Source organism: Streptomyces sp. (genome assembly GCF_036566765.1).
Taxonomy (GTDB): domain Bacteria; phylum Actinomycetota; class Actinomycetes; order Streptomycetales; family Streptomycetaceae; genus Streptomyces.
Genome location: NZ_DATCVQ010000140.1, coordinates 1 through 18,268, shown reverse-complemented (window position 1 = coordinate 18,268; position 18,268 = coordinate 1). Strand labels below are relative to the sequence as shown.

Sequence of the window (18,268 nt, the reverse complement as noted above, 5' to 3'; positions counted from 1 at the left end):
GCACCGACCGTTACTCACCGGCAGGAATGACCGCAGCCGCTCCCACTCGGCGTCCGACAGATCACCACGCTCATCCCGCCCCACGCCCAGAACAACGAGCTGATCAAGTGACGGTCACATGATCGGCCGGACAGGTCCTAGTCGACACGGGGGCCGCCCCGGCGGACGGGGGTCGGTCACGCCCCGTGCCCAGAAACGCAGAAGACCCCACGTGAAGTGGGGTCTGCATTGGTGTCCGAGGGGGGACTTGAACCCCCACGCCCGATAAAGGGCACTAGCACCTCAAGCTAGCGCGTCTGCCATTCCGCCACCCGGACTAGGTGTTTTTGTCGTTTTGGGGTGTTCCCCGCGGCGACATGGATAACTCTACCAGGGGTTCCAGGCGGCTTTCACCAGCGTTTTCCGTGGTCAGGGGTGTATGGCAGCCCGGGTTGTCGGGTTGTGGCCGATCTTGGACCTTCCGATGCACGGTGGGCGACCGTCCGCGTGCGCGTGGTAGCGGGCTGTCGCGTGGGGCCTTAGCCTGCGCCGGTGAGCTACCTGTCCGAGTACCGTCGGCGGCCCCGCATGCTGTCGCCGCTGCGGGAGCATCTTCGGGACACCTTCTGGTTCGCGCCGGTCGCGGCGATGGCGGGGGTGTTCCTGCTGTGGTGGGTGTGCTCCGAGCTGGACGAGGCGATCGTCCAGTCGCTGCAGGACGCCGGGGAGCACGAGGCCGTCCGCGATCTGATCGGCATCGCCGAGGACGCCAAGACGATCGTCACGACGATCAGCTCCGCCATGATGACCTTCATCGGCGTCGTCTTCTCCATCTCGCTCGTCGCGGTGCAGATGGCGAGCGGGCAGTTCAGCCCCCGCGTCGTGCGGATCTTCATCCGGAGCCGGATCACCAAGGCGACCTTCTCCGTCTTCCTGGCGACCTTCCTCCTCTCGCTGCTCGTGCTCACGTCGTACGACGCCCGGACCGACCCCCGGCTCGTGTCGACCGTGCCCCTGGTGCAGTCGCTGCTGAGCCTGATCATGGTGCTGCTGAGCCTGCTGCTCTTCGTCGCCTACGTGAACTCGACGCTGCGCCTGATGCGCGTGGGGTTCGTGGTGGAGCGGATCAGCTCCGAGGCGTTCCGGGTACTGCTGAAGACGCCCCGGTACGAGGCCGGCGCCGCGGGGGACCTCGGGGAGCCCGACGAGTACCTGATGCACCGCGGCCGCGCCGGGGTCGTACGCGACGTCAACATCGCGCTGCTCGTCCGCGCCGCCCGCCGGCACGGGGTCGTGCTGCGGCTCGTCCCCCGCATCGGGGACTTCGTGGTGCCGGGCACGCCCGTACTCGCCGTGCACGGCGGGCGGCTGCGGCGTCGCCTCGACACCTCGGTCTACGTCGGCGTCGAGCGGACCTTCCACCAGGACCTCGGCTTCGGCCTGCGGCAGCTCGCCGACATCGGGCTGCGGGCCCTCTCCCCCGCCGTCAACGACCCGACCACCGCCGTGCAGTGCCTGGACCGGATCGTCCAGTTCCTCGCCGCGCTCGCGAACCGGCCGCTGGGCGCGGTCGGGCACCTCGACGGCGAGGGCGTCGTCCGGCTGGTGCAGGACGTGCCGGGGTGGACGGACCTGGTGGACCTCGGGTTCACCGAGATCCGCGGGTGCGCGGCCGGCAATCCGCAGGTCTCCCGGCGGATGCTGGCCGCGCTGGACGATCTGCTCTCGCTCGTGCCGGAGGAGCGGCGGGCCCCGCTGCTCCGGCACCGTGCGCTCCTGGTGGAGCTGGTGGAGCGCACGGCGGTGGAGGCGGCCGAGCGGGCCTTCGCCCTGGAGGCGGATCGTCAGGGGATCGGCTGATCCGGCCGGTTGAAGGCGTACACCGTCACGGCATGAGGTGGCAGTCCGGGAGGTTCCCTGGCGGGCGCTCCCCTTCCGGTCCCTGCGTCACGGCTTTGACCAGCAGGTCTCCGCCGACGAACGCGCCGCGCCAGGACGCGCCGAAGCCGCCGAAGAGTTCCGCGCGGTCGCCGCGGGAGCGGGGCGTGCCGTGCCCCGTCTTGAAGGCGCGGATCTGCGGGGCGAGCCGTGCGTACGTCTCGAGGTCGTCGGTGGACAGGGTGGCGACGAGCGCGCCGTTGGAGGCGTTCATCGCGGCGAGGAGTTCGGCCTCGGCCTCGGCCGATCAGCCGGGATGCGTGAGGGAAGTCGCAGTCGACGGGCGGTGGGCGGGGCGGTGGGCGCGAGCCACCGCCCCGCCCGCCGCTATCCCTGCTGCCCGTCCTGGGTGCGCTCGCGGTGGGTCGTGCGGGTGTGCTCGGTGTGCGCCCGCATCACGGCGGTCGCACGCGCCTCGTCGCGCGCCCGGATCGCGTCGATGAGGGTGCGGTGCTCCTCCCAGGACGTCTTTCCGCGTTGCCGGGCGACGGGTGTGTAGTACCAGCGGACCCGCCGGTCGACCTGCGCGGCCAGCTCGGACAGGACCGCGTTCCCGGCCAGCTCCATGACCTTGGCGTGGAAGGCGGCGTTGGTCGCCACGACCAGGTCCACGTCGTCGTCGGCGACGGCCTGTTCGCCCCGCGCGCACAGCTCCTCGAGGGCCGCGATGCCGGCCGTGCCGGAGTTCGCCGCGGCCATCCGAGCCGCCTCGGCCTCCAGGAGGGTACGGACGGAGAGCAGCTGGTCGGCCTCCGCGTCGGTGGGCTCGTGCACGAACGCGCCCTGCGCGGGCCGCAGATCGACCCACCCCTCCGTGTTGAGCCGCTGGAGCGCCTCGCGCACCGGCTGCCGGGAGACGCCGAGGTGTCCCGCGAGCTCGCTCTCGACCAGGTGCTGACCGGGGCGGAGCGCCCGCGTGGTGATCAGTTCGAGCAGCGCCTCGTAGACCCGCTCGCGCAGCGGGCCGGGACGCTCCAGCCGGGGCACGGTTCCCTGCGGCAGTCCTGCGGACGACATGCGGCCCCCTCGACCGTGGATCCACCGACCGTGGATCGCTCCACCATGGATTGGCTATCGTCTACAGTTTACCGAGAGCAATGCACCCCATGCGGGGCGTGGCTCAGTTCGGCAGAATTCGGTTGCAGCGGCGAGAGGCCTGTGGCGACGATTCCGCGGTGACCGAATCTCTCGACGAGGCCCGGCGCCTCCTGGACGCCGAGGACGTCCCTCGTGCCGTGCGCGCCCTGCGCGCCGCGACCGCCGACCACTCCCTTTCCGAACTCGCCCCGCTGGTCGGGCGGCTGGCCCGCCTGGTCGGCTTCGACGACCTGGGCGCGGCCGCCGCGGCATTCGCGGCCCGTCCCGCCGACCTGGGCGCCCTGTGCGAGTTCGGCCGCTTCTGCCTCCGGCGCGGCCTCTCCAGCGTCGCCGTCCCGGCCCTGCGCGAGGCCCTGCGGCGCGATCCCGACGCGGAGGACCTGCTCATCGGGCTGGTGTTCTCTCTGCGTGCGGAGGGCCTGCACGCAGAGGCCGTGGGCGCGCTACTGAAGCGGGGGCAGAGGCTCGACAGGAGGCTTCGCCGCATACTGGCGCTGGAGGCGCTCCTGGCCGGCCGACTCCCGCTCGCCCGTGAGCAGTTCGCCCTGCTGCCGCCCGACGACCGGTCCGCAGACCTGCGCGGCATGCTCGCGCGCGCCGACGTCACGGGCTCCCCGCTCGACGAACAGGACCTGCGCGGCTGGCACTTCGCGCTGACCGGGGGGATCCTCGGCTCGCTCTCGCCGTACGCGTGGGACGCGGGGATGGCGGGCCGCTGGGCGTACCTCGGCGACAGCGTCGAGCTGTGCCGGCACGGGCTGCACCGGCTCGGCGTGATCCTGGCGGCCGCCGGGCTGCGGCCGTCCTCGGTGTCGCTGCTGCCCGACCGGGACAGCGAGATCCTCGGCCACGCCGCGGCCCAGCTGTTCGGCCTGCCGGCCGTCCCGTACGAGCCGTCCCGGGCGGACACGCTGGTCGTGGCGTACGAGCTGGGCGAGGCGGACCCGAAGCTCGTGGAGACGCTCCGGACCCGGGCTCCGGGGCAACTGCTGTTCGAGCACGCGAGCTGCTGGACCGACCCGGCACCCGTGTGGGCGGACGTGTCGACGCTGCTCGCGCAGTTCGTCGTACGCCCCTGGGGCGAGCACCACCGCTACCCGGACGGCGCCGAGCCCGTCCTCGTACCGGCCGACACGCGGACCGCCGAGGACATCGCGGCGGAGATCGTACGGGCCTCGGCCGCAGCGCCCTCGGGCGACGGGTTCACCCCGGCCGACCCCGACGAGGAGCTGGCTGCTTTCGTGGCGGCGGTCGCCGGGCGGTGGCGCGAGGGTGAGCGGATCCGGCTCGATCCGTCCGGGCCGGTGCCGAGCAACCGTTTCTTTTAGCGGGCGCCCCGCCGTCAGGGGACGCGGACGACCTGGCCCGCGTACGACAGGTTGCCGCCGAAGGCGAACAGCAGGGCGGGCGCGCCCGAGGGGATCTCGCCGCGCTCGACCAGCTTGGACAGCGCCATCGGGACGGACGCGGCGGAGGTGTTGCCGGACTCGGTGACGTCGCGGGCGACGACGGCGTTGACCGCGCCGATCTTCTGCGCGACGGGCTCGATGATGCGCAGGTTGGCCTGGTGCAGCACGACCGCGGCGAGGTCCTCCGGCGTCAGCCCGGCCCGCTCGCACACCTTGCGGGCGATCGGCGGGAGCTGGGTGGTGGCCCAGCGGTAGACGGTCTGGCCCTCCTGGGCGAAGCGGGGCGGCGTGCCCTCGATGCGGACCGCGTGGCCCATCTCCGGGACCGAGCCCCACAGCACCGGCCCGATGGCGGGCGTCGCCTCGGTGCCGTCGGTGGCCTCCACGACCACCGCGCCCGCGCCGTCGCCGACCAGGACGCAGGTGGTGCGGTCGGTCCAGTCGGCGACCTCGCTCATCTTGTCCGCGCCGATGACCAGGGCGCGGGTCGCGGAGCCCGCGCGTACGGCGTGGTCGGCGGTGGCCAGGGCGTGCGTGAAGCCGGCGCAGACCACGTTGAGGTCGAGCGTCGCGGGGGCGCCCATGCCGAGGCGGGCGGCGACGCGGGCGGCGGTGTTCGGGGAGCGGTCGATCGCGGTGGACGTGGCCACGAGGACCAGGTCGATGTCGGCGGGGCTGAGCCCGGCGGCGGCGATCGCCTTGGCGCCGGCGTGCGCGGCGAGCTCGTCGACCGGCTCGTCGGGGCCCGCCACGTGCCGGGTGCGGATGCCGACCCGGCTGGTGATCCATTCGTCGCTGGTGTCGACCAGGGCGGCGAGGTCGGCGTTGGTCAGCACCTTGGCGGGCTGGTAGTGGCCGAGCCCGGAGATGCGAGTGCCGGTCATTGCCCGGGACCCCCTTGACGTTCGTTTCGAGATGCGAGAGCGGGAATGACCCAGTCTTGTCAGCGACTGATCGGTAACAGGTGACGTAAACCACCAAGATTCGCCCGTGTGGGTTGGGAGACCGCCACAACGCCCCCAGTGGCGCCTGGGATGCGGAGGACCGGGCAGCAAGCCGCGACGCGGAGTCTTGTCGAGCTCGACTCCATACTGTAGACAATATTCGGTCGACACTTTCTGACTCTCGCGCATCGCTTCACCTCTCTCAGCCCGGTCCCTCGCGGTTCCCTCGACCCGACCAGAGACCCGCACGTGAAAGTCGCAGTCCTCGGCGCAGGTGCGATCGGCGCCTATGTCGGAGCCGCGCTGCACCGCGCCGGCGCCGACGTCCATCTGATCGCCCGCGGCCCGCATCTGACGGCCATGCAGGAGCACGGCGTACGGGTGCTCAGCCCTCGCAGCGACTTCACCGCCCGTGCGCACGCCACCGACGACCGGGCCGACGTCGGCCCGGTCGACTACGTCTTTCTCGGCCTCAAGGCCCATGCGTACGCGGCATGCGGGCCGCTGATCGCGCCCCTGCTGCGCGAGGTGGGCCGGACCCTGTGCGACGCCTCGATCTGCGGTCTCGGCCAGACCGCGTGGAACGCCGTCGAGTCCGCCATCGACCGTCTGGGGATCTACAGGTGACCACGGTTCCGCTCGCCCCGCCCCGCCGCCTCCTCGAGTTCACCCTGGACGACGAGGCCGTCCGCGTCCCGGAGGGCGCGACGATCCTGGACGCCTGCCGGCAGGCCGGCACGGACGTGCCGACCCTGCGGTGTGGGCTGCAATCCGACCCTGCACGTGCAGGACAATGAGATCGTCAAGGTCACCTCGACGCACGACGACCCGGTGACCCACGGCAACCTCTGCATCAAGGGCCGTTTCGGCTTCCAGCACGTACAGAATCGGGTGTAGCCACCATGGGACGGGTCACCGAGCGACGTCGCGTCATACGGATCCGGGGCGGGGCAGAGGCGGGCGCGCGCCCCGACACGCTGGTCGCGGAGGAGCCGCTGGAGATCCGGCTGAACGGCCGCCCGCTGGCGATCACCATGCGCACGCCCGGCGACGACTTCGCGCTCGCCGCCGGGTTCCTCGTCAGCGAGGGGGTCCTGGCCACGGCGTCGGACGTGCGGAACATCGTGTACTGCGCGGGCGCGAAGGACGACGGGACGAACACGTACAACGTGGTGGACGTGCAGCTCGCGCCCGGGGTCCCCGTCCCGGACATCACGCTGGAGCGGAACGTCTACACGACGTCGTCGTGCGGGCTGTGCGGGAAGGCCAGCCTGGACGCGGTGCGCACCACCGCGCGGTTCGAGATCGCGGACGCTCCCCCGGTCCGGTTGACGCCCGATCTGCTCGCCGGCCTCCCCGACCGGCTGCGGGCGGCGCAGAAGGTGTTCGACCGGACCGGGGGCCTGCACGCGGCGGCACTGTTCTCGGAGGACGGCGAGCTGCTGGACGTACGGGAGGACGTCGGCCGGCACAACGCGGTCGACAAGCTGGTCGGGCGGGCGCTGCGGGAGGGGCTGCTGCCGCTGCGGCGGGCGGTGCTGCTGGTGTCCGGCCGGGCGTCGTTCGAGCTGGCGCAGAAGGCGGTGATGGCGGGCATCCCGGTGCTCGCGGCCGTCTCGGCCCCGTCGTCGCTCGCGGTGGACCTGGCCGCGGAGACGGGCCTGACGCTGGTCGGCTTCCTGCGCGGCCACGACATGAACGTGTACGCGGGCGAGCACCGGATCGCCCTTGAGGCCGCGGCCTCCCGGGGCTGACCGGACTGCTCCGCGGTGCACGGGTCGGTCCGCCGGCCGGCGGGGAGCGCCCCCTGCGCCGGCCGGCCCCGTACCCCCTCTAGGCAGCTAGGGCCTATCCGAACCAGATCCGCCGGACAGGCCCTAGCTGCGGCGGCTCGTCTCCTTGGGCGGGGCGACCATCTGGAGTTCGAGGGTGGCCGGGGGCTTGGCGAGGCCGGGGCCGCCGGCGGCGGTCCAGGCGAGGATGTCGTCGAGGCAGTCGTCGTCGCGGGTGAAGCCGATCCAGGCGGCCCGGCCGCCGCGCCGGCGGCCCTCGGTGGAGGGCTGGACGACGACGATGTTGGCCTGGGCGCAAGGGCCGAGGCAGTCGCTGGTGCGGACGAGGAGCCGGCCGCCGGAGGCGGCGGCCGCGGCGCGGAGGCGAGCGAGCTGACCGGCGTGGTCGATGCCGGGGTTCTTGCGGGCGTCGCCGCAGCAGCAGCCTCGGCACACGACGAGGCTGCAGGGACGAGCTCCGTAGCGTATCGGCGCGGGTGTCACGCGGGAACTTCCAGGGTGATCTCCTCGGCCCGGGCGACGGTGCCGAGGCGCGGGAAGTCGAGCCCGACGGACGCGCGGTGCTCGTCGGCGGTGAACGCGGTCATGGCGTCCTCGGCGAACACCACGTCGTAGCCGAGGTCGAGGGCGGCGCGGGCGGTGGACTCGACGCCGAGGTTGGTGGCGATGCCACCGAACACGAGAGTCGTGACGGAGCGTTCGGCGAGCAGCTCGTGCAGCTCGGTGCGGTGGAAGCCGCCGATGGTGCGCTTGACGACGACGAGGTCGCCGTCGTGCACGAGCGAGGGCACGAGTTCGCTGCCGGGCGGCTGGGAGTCGATGTTCGGCCGCTCCGCCCGGATGTGGACGACGGGCGCGCCGACGTCACGGAACACGTCGGCAAGCCGGGTCGCGGCGGCGACGACGTCCGTTCCGGGGCGGGGTGCGAGGGGCAGCGCGACGATGCGTTCCATCAGGTCGACGAGGACGAGCGCGGTGCTGCGCGGATCAAATGCGGGCATGGCAGCACGGTAGCGGCCGGATGATCAACGCGGCACGACGGGGACGCGATTCCGCCATGTCGCGGGGGCTGTGGGGGGCGCTGGGGGGTCTTGGTCCTTCGCGCGCCTCTTGGCGATGACCGCGCAGACCACCAGTTGCATCTGGTGGAAGAGCATCAGCGGCAGGACGGCGAGCGAGGCCTGGGGGCCGAAGAGGACGCTGGCCATGGGCAGGCCGGCCGCGAGGCTCTTCTTCGAGCCGGCGAACTGGATCGCGATCCGGTCCGCCCGGCCGAAGCCGAGGCGCTTGGCGCCGTACCAGGTCAGGGTCAGCATCACCGCGAGCAGCACCGCCTCGACGGCGAGCAGCAGCGCGAGGCGGGCCGGGGTGACCTGGGACCAGATGCCCTGGACCATGCCCTGGCTGAAGGCGGTGTAGACGACGAGGAGTATCGAGCCGCGGTCGACGAGGCCGAGGACCTTCTTGTTCCGGAGCAGCCAGCCCCCTATCCACGGGCGCAGCGCCTGACCCGCCAGGAACGGCACGAGCAGCTGGAAGACGATCTTCAGCAGCGAGTCGGCGGAGAAGCCGCCCGCGCTGCCGCCGAGCAGCGCCGCCGCGAGCAGCGGGGTGAGCACGATCCCGGCGAGGGAGGAGAAGGAGCCCGCGCAGATCGCCGCGGGCACGTTGCCGCGGGCGATCGAGGTGAAGGCGATCGAGGACTGGATGGTCGAGGGCACCAGGCACAGGAAGAGCAGTCCGCTGTACAGCGGCGGGGTCAGGACCGCCGGAACGAGCCCCTTCGCGGCCAGTCCGAGCAGTGGGAAGACGGCGAAGGTGCAGATCAGCACGGTCAGATGGAGCCGCCAGTGGCGCAGCCCGTCCATCGCCTCACGGGTGGAGAGCCGCGCCCCGTACAAGAGGAACAGCAGTGCGATCGCACCCGTGGACATGGAGCCTACGACGTCCGCGGCGGCACCGGAGGCGGGGAGCAGCGCCGCAAGCCCCACGGTGCCGAGCAGCGCCAGGATGTACGGGTCGATCGGCAGCCAGGACGGCAGGAGGGTCGTGCGGCGGCTCATCTGCTCCAGCTTGCTCTGGGTACGGGGCGGGGGGACCGCGTGGTCGTGGCCTCCCCATCGTGCGCCACTTCACCGCGATCGGGAATCCCGTACAGCGCACTGACTGTCATCACGATTCGCGATGACCGTCCCCGACCCGGGATGCCGTCCGCGGGTTGACGTGCCGTGGATCGCGCTATTGGATACGACACCGATAGCTTATTGGTCATCCAACCAATACCGAAGGAACGCCCGACGTGACCTCCTCCGCCCCCTTCCCCCGCCCCGACACCCGCCCGCACGTCGCCGTCGCCGACCCCGACCCGCGCCGCCGCGGCCGCGCCCGGGGCCGGCTGCTCGCCGCGGACCTGCACGGCGCGCTCGACGCGTACGACCGGCTCTTCGTGCTCTCCGGCATCGCCCCCGCGACCGTCCGCGACGACGCCGACCGGGCCCTGCACGCCGTCGACGCCTTCCGCCCCGCGCTCCGCGCGCAGATCGAGGGCATCGCCGAGGGGGCGGGAGTCGAGCCCTGGCGGATCGCCGCGCTGAACGCCCGTACCGAGATCCTCGCGCGCGGCCGCGCCGTCCCGCCCGGGGAGTGCTCGACGGTCGTCCGCCGGGTCCGGACGGCCGGCGGCGGTGCCACGCATATAGGTGCCACGCATATAGGGGTGCAGACCTGGGACTGGCACGTCGAGCTCAGCCCGTACTGGCACACCCTCGCGTCGGGCGGCGGGGCCCATCGGTACGTCGGCCTCACCGAGCACGGCATCCTCGCCAAGATCGGCGTCAACAGCGCCGGACTCGCACTGCACTTCAACATCCTCGGGCACCGGGACGACCGGGTCGGCGGCGTCCCCATGCACGTCCTCGCCGCACTCGTCCTCGAAGAGGCCGACGACGTCGCGCACGCGCTGCGCATCGTCCGTGCCGCCCCGATCACCTCGTCCGGCTCCTTCATGCTCTTCGACACGGAGCGCGCGGTGCTGCTCGACATCAGCCCGGCCGGCGTCTTCGAGGCGCCGCAGACGGCCGACGGCACGTTCCTGCGCACCAACCACTTCCTCACCCCGGTCCCCGCCGAGCACGAGAAGTCCTGGCTCTACCAGCCGGATTCCGGCGAACGCCATGCCTTCCTGCGCGAGCGGCTCGCGCAGGCCGACGCCGAGAACGACGAGCAGCTGCTCCGGCAGCTCGTCACCGGACCGGGCGAGCCTCCCGTCACCTGCGTACCCGACATGAACGGCCCGATGGGCCGCCGCTGGGCCAGTCTCGCCACCGTCGTGCTCGACCCCGCCACGCGCACCGCGCGCGTGCTCGACGGCACTCCGGCGGAACACGCCACCCGTCCCTGGATCCCGCTGCGCGCGTGACCCATCCTGGGGAGCGTGTACGAGACCTCCCAGCTGCGCACCTTTCTCGCGGTCGCGCAGACCCTGAGCTTCACGCAGGCCGCCCGCCGGCTCGGGCTGCGGCAGTCGACCGTGAGCCAGCACGTGCGGCGGCTCGAGGACGCGACCGGCCGGCCGCTGTTCACCCGGGACACGCACAGCGTGGAGCTGACCGAGGACGGCGAGGCCATGCTCGGCTTCGCGCGGACGATCCTGCAGGCGCACGAGCGCGCCGCCGCGTTCTTCACCGGTACGCGGCTGCGCGGGCGGCTGCGGTTCGGTGCGTCGGAGGACTTCGTGCTGACCCGGCTGCCCGAGATCCTGGAGTCGTTCCGGCGCGAGCACCCCGAGGTCGACCTGGAGCTGACGGTCGAGCTGTCGGGGATTCTGAACGCCCGTCTGGAGGCGGGGCGGCTCGATCTGATCCTGGCGAAGCGGCGGGGCGAGGAGACGCACGGCGAGCTGGTCTGGCAGGACGCGCTGATCTGGATCGGCGCGCCGAGGCTCCGGATCGACCCGGACCGGCCGGTCCCGCTGATCGTCTTCCCGCCCCCCGGGATCACCCGGGCCCGCGCCCTGGAGGCGCTGGAGGCCGAGGGCCGGCCGTGGCGGATCGCCTGCACGAGCAGCAGCCTGAGCGCGAACGTCGCGGCGGCGCGGGCCGGCCTGGGGGTGATGGCGCACACTCGGGGCCTCATCCCGCCGGGCCTTGAACCGGTGCCGGCGCGGTACGGGCTGCCGGAGCTCGGCGAGGTGGACTTCGTACTGCGCAAGGGGCGGCGGCGCGGTGCGGCCCAGGAGGCGGCGGAGGCGCTGGCCACGGCGATCCTGGCAGGCGGCGACCGACTGCATCGGCCGCGGTGAGCGGGCGGCGACTGGCTGCATCGGCCTCGCTGAGCGGGCGGCGACCGACTGCATCGGCCCCGCTGAGCCGGTGGCGACCGGCCACACCGCCCTCGCCGGGAGGGCTCCGGCGCGCCGGCGCGGGCGCTCACCCGCGGGGTGCGGCCGCGTGTCAGGGCGGTACGGATTCTGTGGAGATTCCGCCCCAAGGCGCGGACCGGGCGGTCGGCAACCGCCCCCGAACGCCTGTTCCTTGGCCCGCTTTCCGGCCCTGACCTGTGGTGATGCCGTTTGTCCGGACTTCGTGAAGGCTCTCCCGCCGCGGTCCCCCGTGGGGTAGGTTCACCCGCGCCGTGCGGGGCGTGACCAGGCGTTCCGGGGAGCAGGGCAGGAGCAGCTCATTGCGCGAGTTCACGGTGCCGCCCGTCGAGGCGGCGCCTCAGGTCGGCGGTCTGGCGGACGCCGTATTCGATCACGCCGCGGCGACGCCGGACCGGGTCACGCTGGGGCGCAAGGACGCGTCCGGCGTGTGGCGGGACGTGACCGCGGCACAGTTCCGCGACGAGGTGCTCGGCCTGGCGAAGGGCCTGATCGCGCAGGGTGTGCGGTTCGGCGACCGGGTCGCCGTGATGTCCCGTACCCGCTACGAGTGGACGCTGTTCGACTTCGCGCTGTGGACGCTGGGCGCGCAGCCCGTGCCGGTGTACCCGACCTCGTCCGCCGACCAGGTCTACTGGATGCTGCACGACGCGGAGGTCACGGCCTGCGTGGTGGAGCACGAGGACCACGCGATGACCATCGGCTCGGTGGTGGACCGGCTGCCCCGACTGCAGCGGCTGTGGCAGCTGGACGCGGGCGCGGTCGAGGAGCTGACGGCGGCGGGCGCCGACATCGACGAGGAGGTCGTGAACCGGCACCGGCGCGCGGTGACCCCCGAGTCGGTCGCGACGATCATCTACACCTCGGGCACCACGGGTCGGCCCAAGGGCTGCGTGATCACGCACTCCAACTTCATGTTCGAGTCGGACATGCTGATCGGCCGCTGGGAGCCGGTGTTCCACTCGAAGCCGGGCGACGAGGCGTCGACGCTGCTGTTCCTGCCGCTGGCCCATGTCTTCGGGCGGATGGTGGAGGTGGCGGCGATCCGCGGCGGGGTGAAGATCGGGCATCAGCCGGTGCTCCAGGCGTCGGCGCTGCTGCCGGACCTGGCGGCGTTCCGCCCGTCGTTCATCCTGGCCGTGCCGTACATCTTCGAGAAGGTCTTCCACGCCGCCCGCCGGAAGGCGGAGGCGGACGGGAAGGCCGGCCCGTTCGACAAGGCGGCCGACGTGGCCGTGAAGTACGCGGAGGCGCTGGAGCACAAGGCGTTCGGGCTCGGGCCGGGGCCGTCGGCGGGGCTGCGGATGCAGCACCAGTTCTTCGAGAAGCTGGTGTACGCGAAGGTCCGGGACGCGATGGGCGGCCGGGTGCGGCACGCGATGTCCGGCGGTTCGGGCATGGAGCGGCGGCTCGGGCTGTTCTTCGAGGGCGCGGGCGTCACGATCTTCGAAGGGTACGGCCTGACGGAGTCCTCGGCGGCGGCGACCGCGAACCCGCCGGAGCGGACCAGGTACGGCACGGTCGGCATGCCGGTGCCGGGGACGACGGTGCACATCGCGGAGGACGGCGAGGTGTGGCTGCACGGCGGCCACGTGTTCTCCGGCTATCTGAACGATCCGCAGGCCACGCAGGCCGTGCTGAACGACGGCTGGCTGGCCACCGGGGACCTGGGGGCACTCGACGCGGACGGCTATCTGACGATCACCGGGCGGAAGAAGGAGATCCTGGTGACCTCCGGCGGCAAGAGCGTGTCGCCGGCCGGCCTGGAGGAACGGGTCCGCTCGCATCCGCTGGTGGCCCAGTGCATCGTGGTCGGCAACGACCGCCCGTACATCGCGGCGCTGATCACGGTCGATCCGGAGGCCGTGGAGCACTGGCTGGCGATCCAGGGGCGGGCGCCGATGAAGCCGGCGGACCTGGTGCGCGACCCGACGCTGGAGACGGAGCTCCGGCGGGCGGTGGTGGCGGCGAACACGCTGGTCTCGCAGGCCGAGTCGATCCGCACGTTCCGCATCCTGGCGCAGCCGTTCACCGAAGAGCACGGGCTGCTCACGCCGTCGCTGAAGCTGAAGCGGAAGGCGATCGAGCAGGCGTACGCGCTGGAGGTGGACGCGCTGTACGGGTGATGGGGGAGGCGGGGGCTGAGAGCCGCGCGGGCCGGGGCCGGGGGCGGCCGTCCACCGCGGGGGCGGGGGCCGAGGGCCGGCCGTCCATCGCTGCCGAGCCACCCATCCCCTCCTCCTGATGCATCGTCAATTGACGCTGCATCAGTTATTGACGGTTCATCAGGTCGGTCACAGAATGCGGTCACCCGACGGAGGGACGACCGACGTGTCCAGACCGATCCGCACCCTCGCCGCCGCCGCAGCGGCGCTGCTCCTGGCCACCGCCTGCAACTCCGCTTCCACCGGCGGGACTTCGCAGAAGCCCGGCGACTCCGTACGCGGAGTCACCGCCGATTCGATCAAGGTCGGCGGCATCGTCTCCATGACCACCGCCAGCGGCTACTCCAAGAAGGACACCGACCTCGGGGCGCGCGCCCGCTATGAGCGCGCCAACGCCGAAGGCGGCGTCAACGGCCGCAAGATCGAGTACCTGGGCGCGGAGGACGACGGCCAGGACCCGGCCAGGAACCTCGCCGCGGCCCGCAAACTCGTCCAGCAGGACCAGGTGTTCGCGGTGGCGCCGATGAGCTCGGTCACCTTTTCCGGCGCCGACTTCCTGGACGGCCAGAAGGTGCCCACGATCGGCTGGGGCACGCTGCCGTCGTTCTGCGGGCCGAAGCATCTGTACGGGTTCAACGGCTGTCTCGTCCCCATGCCGGGCGGCACCCTCAACCAGACCTGGCCGGAGGGCCTGGCCGCGGTCCTCGGCGGCGCCAAGGGCAAGTCGGTGGCCCTGCTCGCCGGCGACAACGACGCCGGGAAGTTCGGCATCCGCACCTTCACCCAGGGGTTCAAGGCGGCCGGCTTCCAGGTCTCGTACGCCAAGGCCGCCGTGCCCGCCACCTCCCTGCCGAGCGACTGGTCCGCGTACACCAAGGAGATCCTGCGCTCCGCCGGCGGCAAGGCCCCGGACGCGGTGATCTCGGTGATGCAGACCCCGTACAACATCGGCCTGTTCACGGCGCTCAAGCGGTCCGGGTACAAGGGCCTGCTCTCCGACCCGACCGACTACGACCCCGGGCTGCTCGCCAAGGACGCGACCCGGCAGGCGCTCGACGGGGTGCATGTGCTGCTGCAGTTCCAGCCGTTCGAGGCCGACACCCCGGCGATGCGGCAGTTCAAGGCGGACATCAAGAAGGCGGCGGGCGGCAAGGAAGTGCCTTTGAACATGCACATGATGACCGGGTATATGTCAGCCGACCTGTTCCTGTCGATCGCCGCGAAGGCCGGCAAGGACCTCACCGTGGACTCCTTCCAGAAGGCCGCCTCGACGTTCTCCGACGCGGGGACGCTGGTGGGCGACCGCGCCGAGCCGCGCGGGCAGAAGGAGAGCTTCGGCTGCGGAGCGCTGGTCCGGCTGAAGAACGGACGGTACGAGATCGCCGTGCCGTTCAAGTGCTACGAGCCGATCCCGTTCGGCTAGGGGACGCCGACCGTGGGCGACCTGCTGGGCTTCGTGCTGAGCGGGCTGGTCTCGGGCGCGCTGTACGCGCTGCTCGCGACCGGGCTCGTGCTGTCGTACTCGGCCTCCGGGCTCTTCAACTTCGCGCACGGCGCGACCGCGTACCTGTGCGCGCTCGCCTTCTACGAGCTGCACTCCGGCTTCGGCTGGCCGGCCGTGCCGACGGCGTTGCTGCTGGTGTTCGTGGTCGCGCCGGGCATCGGGTGGGGCCTGGACCGGCTGATGTTCCGCAAGCTGGCCACGGTCGGCGAGACCGCGCAGATCGTGGCCACGATCGGTCTGCTGGTCGCACTGCCGGCGGCCGGGCTGGGAGCGGTGGAGCTCCTTGAGCGGGCGGGCGCGCCGGTGATGCCGGCGGAGAACCAGTTCGGGCTGCCCGGGGTCGGGCCGAGCCCTGCGGTGTCCTGGCAACCGGTGGACGGGGTCGGCGTCGACTCCGACCAGCTGATCACCTGGCTGGCGACGGCCGTCGCGGCGGCCGGGCTGTGGCTGCTGCTGCGACACACCCGGCTGGGGCTGCGGCTGCGGGCCTCGGTCGACGACCGGGCGCTGGTGGAGCTGCGCGGGATCGACGCGGACCGGCTGTCGTCGGTGGCGTGGATGCTGTCGTCGGGCCTCGCCGGGCTCGCGGGGGTACTGGCCACGCCGCTGCTCGGGCTCTCGGCGCACGACTACACGCTGTTCCTGTTCGTCTCGGCGACGGCGGCGGTCCTTGGGCGGTTCGCGTCCGTGCCGCTGGCGTTCGCGGGCGGGCTCGGGCTCGGGGTGCTGCAGAACCTGGTGGCCGGGTACGCGTCGTTCGCGGAGAGCGTCACCGGGTTCCGTACGGCGGTGCCGTTCCTGATCCTGTTCGGCGGGCTGCTGGTGCTGGCCCGGCGGCGGCGTGCCGCGGGGACGGCGGCGGTGGACCCGCCGCCGGTGGACTACCTGGAGGGGCGGTCGTGGGCGCGGCGGTGGGGGGTGTGGGCGGCGGGCGGGGCCCTGCTGGCGATGGCCTTCTACACGGTCACGACGCCGTTCTGGAGCGGGATCCTGGCGCAGGGGCTGGCGATCGGGCTGGTGTTCATGTCGTTCACGGTGGTCACCGGGCTCGGCGCGATGGTCTCGCTGGCGCAGGCGACGTTCCTGACGGGCGCGGCGCTGGTGGCGGGGCTGCTGATGAGCCGCGGGGTGCCGTTCGCGGCGGCGGCGCTGGTGGGGACGGGGGCGGCGGCGCTGCTCGGCGCGTTGGTGGCGCTGCCGGCGCTTCGGCTGGGGGGCAGGTCGCTGGCCCTTGCCACGTTGGCGCTGGCGTTCCTGGCGGACCAGGTGCTGTTCCAGTTCGGGTGGCTTCGGAACGGCGACACCGGGTGGGAGATTCCGCGTCCGGTGTTCGGGCCGGTGGATCTGGGCGACGACCGGGCGCTGGGGGTGGCGCTGGTCGTGCTGTGCGGGGCGGTGGTGTGGGGGTTGACCCGGCTGCGGGAGTCCGCGTGGGGCAGGGCGATGCTGGCGGTCCGCTCGGCGCCGGCGGCCGCGGCGGCGTCCGGGGTGTCGGTGGTGCGGACGAAGCTGCTGCTGTTCACGGTGTCGGCGGGGCTGGCGGGGTTCGGGGGCGTGCTGTACGCGTCGTACAACACGCGGATCACGGCGACGGACTTCACAGCGATGACGGGGCTCGTGTGGCTGGCGGTGGTGGTCGCGGCGGGGGTGCGGCGGCCGCAGTTCGCGGTCGTGGCGGGCCTGGTGTACGCCCTGGTCCCGCACCTCCTGACGGAGTACGTGACGGACTCCGCCCACCTCCCCGTCATCCTCTTCGGCCTGGCCGGCCTGGCCCTGGCGAACGACCCGGACGGCTACTGCGCGGCGGTGCCCACGAGACTGCACGCGCGCAGGGCGGCGGGCGGGGGTGCGGGTGCGGTTCCGCTGCCGAGCAAGATTCCCCCACCCCTCCCCTCCCCGAAACCGGGGGCAGGCCCCCGGACCCCCGAAGTGCCCACGCCGGACGCGGCGCAGGCGTACAGAGGCGAGCCCAGCGCGGCACGGGCGGATGGGCAGCCCGGCAGCGTGCAGGAACCCGCGCTCGAGCTGTGTGGTGTCTGGGCCGGGTATGGCGGGGCTCAGGTCGTGCAGGGGGTTGATCTCGTCGTGCGGAGTGGGGAGATCGTCGTGTTGCTCGGGGCGAACGGGGCCGGGAAGTCGACGGTGTGCCGGGTCGCTGCCGGGGCGGTCCCCGTCGCGCGGGGGCGGGTGGTCGTGCGGGGGCGGGAGGCTACCGGGGACTCGGTCGTGGGGCGGGCTCGGCGGGGGGTGTTGCTCGCGCCGGAGGGGCGGGGGATCTTCGCGGGGCTTTCCATCGAGGAGAACCTGGCGCTCCAACTGGACGGCAAGGACGACCGGGACGCCGTGTACGCGCGGTTCCCCGCGCTCGCCGCGCGCCGCAACGTACCCGCCGGCGCCCTGTCCGGCGGCGAGCAGCAGCTGCTCGCGCTCGCCCCGCTGCTCCAGCGCCCGCCCGCCGTCCTCGTCGCCGACGAGCCCTCGCTCGGCCTGGCCCCCCGGGTCGTCGAGGAGGTGCACGGGCTCCTCACCGAGCTCCGGGCCGGCGGCACCGCGCTCCTCCTCGTCGAGGAGAAGGCCGCCGACGTGCTCGGCATCGCAGACAGCGTCGCGTACCTCGCGCGCGGCGCCGTCGCCTGGTGCGGCCCCCGCGCGGACGTGAACCCCGACCGGCTCACCGAGGCGTACCTGGGATGGAGGGCCGGCGTATGAGCGAGCCCCTGCTGGAGGCGTCCGGGATCGGCGTGCGGTTCGGCGGCGTGCGCGCCCTGCACGACGTCCGGATCGCCGTCCGTCCCGGTGAGGTCTGCGGCCTCATCGGGCCGAACGGCGCCGGCAAGACCACCCTGTTCGACGTGCTGTCCGGCATCCGCCGCCCCGACGCCGGCCGCGTTCTCCTCGCCGGCGCCGACGTCACCCGCCGCTCCCCCGCCTGGCGGGCCCGGCACGGCATGCGCCGGACCTTCCAACGGCAGCAGCTCTTCGGCCAGTTGACCGTCGCCGACAACCTGGTGGTCGCCCAGGAGGGCGGCCGGTGGCGGCGCGGCGGCTCCGCGCGCGCCC

At 72.7% G+C, this 18,268-nt stretch carries 15 protein-coding genes, 1 tRNA gene and 4 pseudogenes; 13 read left to right on the top strand and 7 right to left on the bottom strand.

The window, feature by feature from the left end:
* Positions 1-229: 229 nt before the first annotated feature.
* Positions 230-317, bottom strand: a tRNA-Leu gene (locus tag VIU94_RS07360).
* 250 nt (positions 318-567) lie between these two features.
* Between VIU94_RS07360 and VIU94_RS07355 the strand changes: the two genes are divergently transcribed.
* Complete coding sequence (locus VIU94_RS07355; protein ID WP_414720903.1) at positions 568-1,839, top strand: DUF2254 domain-containing protein; 1,272 nt, start codon at positions 568-570, stop codon at positions 1,837-1,839.
* Between the two features lie 25 nt (positions 1,840-1,864).
* Here the strand turns inward: VIU94_RS07355 and VIU94_RS07350 are convergent.
* Positions 1,865-2,158 (bottom strand): annotated as a pseudogene (locus VIU94_RS07350) (aldehyde dehydrogenase family protein); the annotation flags it as partial.
* Positions 2,159-2,244: 86 nt separating this feature from the next.
* Positions 2,245-2,934, bottom strand: a complete 690-nt coding sequence (locus VIU94_RS07345; protein WP_331908811.1) for a GntR family transcriptional regulator — start codon at positions 2,932-2,934, stop codon at positions 2,245-2,247.
* Positions 2,935-3,092: 158 nt separating this feature from the next.
* Between VIU94_RS07345 and VIU94_RS07340 the strand changes: the two genes are divergently transcribed.
* Positions 3,093-4,343: a hypothetical protein gene (locus tag VIU94_RS07340; RefSeq protein ID WP_331908809.1), complete on the top strand. Its 1,251-nt coding sequence runs from the start codon at positions 3,093-3,095 to the stop codon at positions 4,341-4,343.
* 14 nt (positions 4,344-4,357) lie between these two features.
* On the opposite strand, the gene VIU94_RS07335 is transcribed toward VIU94_RS07340, so the two are convergent.
* On the bottom strand, positions 4,358-5,308 hold the full coding sequence (locus VIU94_RS07335) for a beta-ketoacyl-ACP synthase III (RefSeq protein WP_331908807.1): 951 nt from the start codon (positions 5,306-5,308) through the stop codon (positions 4,358-4,360).
* Positions 5,309-5,617: 309 nt separating this feature from the next.
* Between VIU94_RS07335 and VIU94_RS07330 the strand changes: the two are divergent.
* The 5 genes and pseudogenes from VIU94_RS07330 to fdhD form a co-directional block, all read left to right on the top strand.
* Positions 5,618-5,896 (top strand): annotated as a pseudogene (locus VIU94_RS07330) (ketopantoate reductase family protein); the annotation flags it as partial.
* A pseudogene (locus VIU94_RS07325) lies at positions 5,885-5,995 on the top strand (complex I 51 kDa subunit family protein); the annotation flags it as partial. The pseudogenes VIU94_RS07330 and VIU94_RS07325, both read left to right, overlap by 12 nt.
* Positions 5,947-6,165, top strand: a complete 219-nt coding sequence (locus tag VIU94_RS07320) for a 2Fe-2S iron-sulfur cluster-binding protein (RefSeq protein ID WP_331908805.1) — start codon at positions 5,947-5,949, stop codon at positions 6,163-6,165. The pseudogene VIU94_RS07325 and the gene VIU94_RS07320, both read left to right, overlap by 49 nt.
* Positions 6,113-6,265, top strand: a pseudogene (locus VIU94_RS07315) (2Fe-2S iron-sulfur cluster-binding protein); the annotation flags it as partial. The gene VIU94_RS07320 and the pseudogene VIU94_RS07315, both read left to right, overlap by 53 nt.
* Positions 6,266-6,270: 5 nt before the next feature.
* Positions 6,271-7,122 carry a formate dehydrogenase accessory sulfurtransferase FdhD gene (gene fdhD, locus VIU94_RS07310; RefSeq protein ID WP_331908803.1) on the top strand — a complete coding sequence of 284 codons (852 nt, stop codon included), beginning with the start codon at positions 6,271-6,273 and terminating at the stop codon, positions 7,120-7,122.
* Positions 7,123-7,245: 123 nt separating this feature from the next.
* Here fdhD and VIU94_RS07305 read toward each other — a convergent pair whose 3' ends face one another.
* From VIU94_RS07305 to VIU94_RS07295, 3 genes are read right to left on the bottom strand one after another with little or no spacing between them, the layout of a single operon-like run.
* Positions 7,246-7,644, bottom strand: coding sequence for a (2Fe-2S) ferredoxin domain-containing protein (locus VIU94_RS07305; RefSeq protein WP_331908801.1), 399 nt, complete (start codon positions 7,642-7,644; stop codon positions 7,246-7,248).
* Positions 7,641-8,162, bottom strand: a complete 522-nt coding sequence (locus VIU94_RS07300) for an isochorismatase family protein (RefSeq protein WP_331908799.1) — start codon at positions 8,160-8,162, stop codon at positions 7,641-7,643. The genes VIU94_RS07305 and VIU94_RS07300 overlap by 4 nt, the downstream gene beginning before the upstream one ends.
* A 24-nt stretch (positions 8,163-8,186) precedes the next feature.
* A complete protein-coding gene (locus VIU94_RS07295) occupies positions 8,187-9,224 on the bottom strand; it encodes a bile acid:sodium symporter family protein (RefSeq protein ID WP_331908797.1) in 1,038 nt (345 codons plus the stop codon).
* A 236-nt stretch (positions 9,225-9,460) separates the two neighbouring features.
* Between VIU94_RS07295 and VIU94_RS07290 the strand changes: the two genes are divergently transcribed.
* From VIU94_RS07290 to VIU94_RS07265, 6 genes are all read left to right on the top strand, one after another.
* Positions 9,461-10,579: a C45 family autoproteolytic acyltransferase/hydrolase gene (locus tag VIU94_RS07290; protein WP_331908795.1), complete on the top strand. Its 1,119-nt coding sequence runs from the start codon at positions 9,461-9,463 to the stop codon at positions 10,577-10,579.
* 15 nt (positions 10,580-10,594) lie between these two features.
* Positions 10,595-11,461 carry a LysR substrate-binding domain-containing protein gene (locus VIU94_RS07285; protein ID WP_414720902.1) on the top strand — a complete coding sequence of 289 codons (867 nt, stop codon included), beginning with the start codon at positions 10,595-10,597 and terminating at the stop codon, positions 11,459-11,461.
* A gap of 380 nt (positions 11,462-11,841) precedes the next feature.
* Positions 11,842-13,665, top strand: coding sequence for an AMP-dependent synthetase/ligase (locus tag VIU94_RS07280; protein ID WP_331908793.1), 1,824 nt, complete (start codon positions 11,842-11,844; stop codon positions 13,663-13,665).
* A gap of 205 nt (positions 13,666-13,870) precedes the next feature.
* Positions 13,871-15,127 carry an ABC transporter substrate-binding protein gene (locus VIU94_RS07275; RefSeq protein WP_331908791.1) on the top strand — a complete coding sequence of 419 codons (1,257 nt, stop codon included), beginning with the start codon at positions 13,871-13,873 and terminating at the stop codon, positions 15,125-15,127.
* A gap of 12 nt (positions 15,128-15,139) precedes the next feature.
* Positions 15,140-17,917, top strand: a complete 2,778-nt coding sequence (locus VIU94_RS07270; RefSeq protein WP_331908789.1) for an ABC transporter permease subunit — start codon at positions 15,140-15,142, stop codon at positions 17,915-17,917.
* A partial coding sequence (locus VIU94_RS07265) for an ATP-binding cassette domain-containing protein (protein ID WP_331908787.1) occupies positions 17,914-18,268 on the top strand: 355 nt, incomplete at its 3' end. The genes VIU94_RS07270 and VIU94_RS07265, both read left to right, overlap by 4 nt.

Excerpts from the sequence above, each read along its gene's own strand:
- fdhD (WP_331908803.1), top strand. The coding sequence starts at position 6,271 with ATGGGACGGGTCACCGAGCGACGTCGCGTCATACGGATCCGGGGCGGG.
- VIU94_RS07335 (WP_331908807.1), bottom strand. The coding sequence starts at position 5,308 with ATGACCGGCACTCGCATCTCCGGGCTCGGCCACTACCAGCCCGCCAAG.
- VIU94_RS07355 (WP_414720903.1), top strand. The coding sequence starts at position 568 with ATGCTGTCGCCGCTGCGGGAGCATCTTCGGGACACCTTCTGGTTCGCG.
- VIU94_RS07345 (WP_331908811.1), bottom strand. The coding sequence starts at position 2,934 with ATGTCGTCCGCAGGACTGCCGCAGGGAACCGTGCCCCGGCTGGAGCGT.
- VIU94_RS07295 (WP_331908797.1), bottom strand. The coding sequence starts at position 9,224 with ATGAGCCGCCGCACGACCCTCCTGCCGTCCTGGCTGCCGATCGACCCG.
- VIU94_RS07300 (WP_331908799.1), bottom strand. The coding sequence starts at position 8,162 with ATGCCCGCATTTGATCCGCGCAGCACCGCGCTCGTCCTCGTCGACCTG.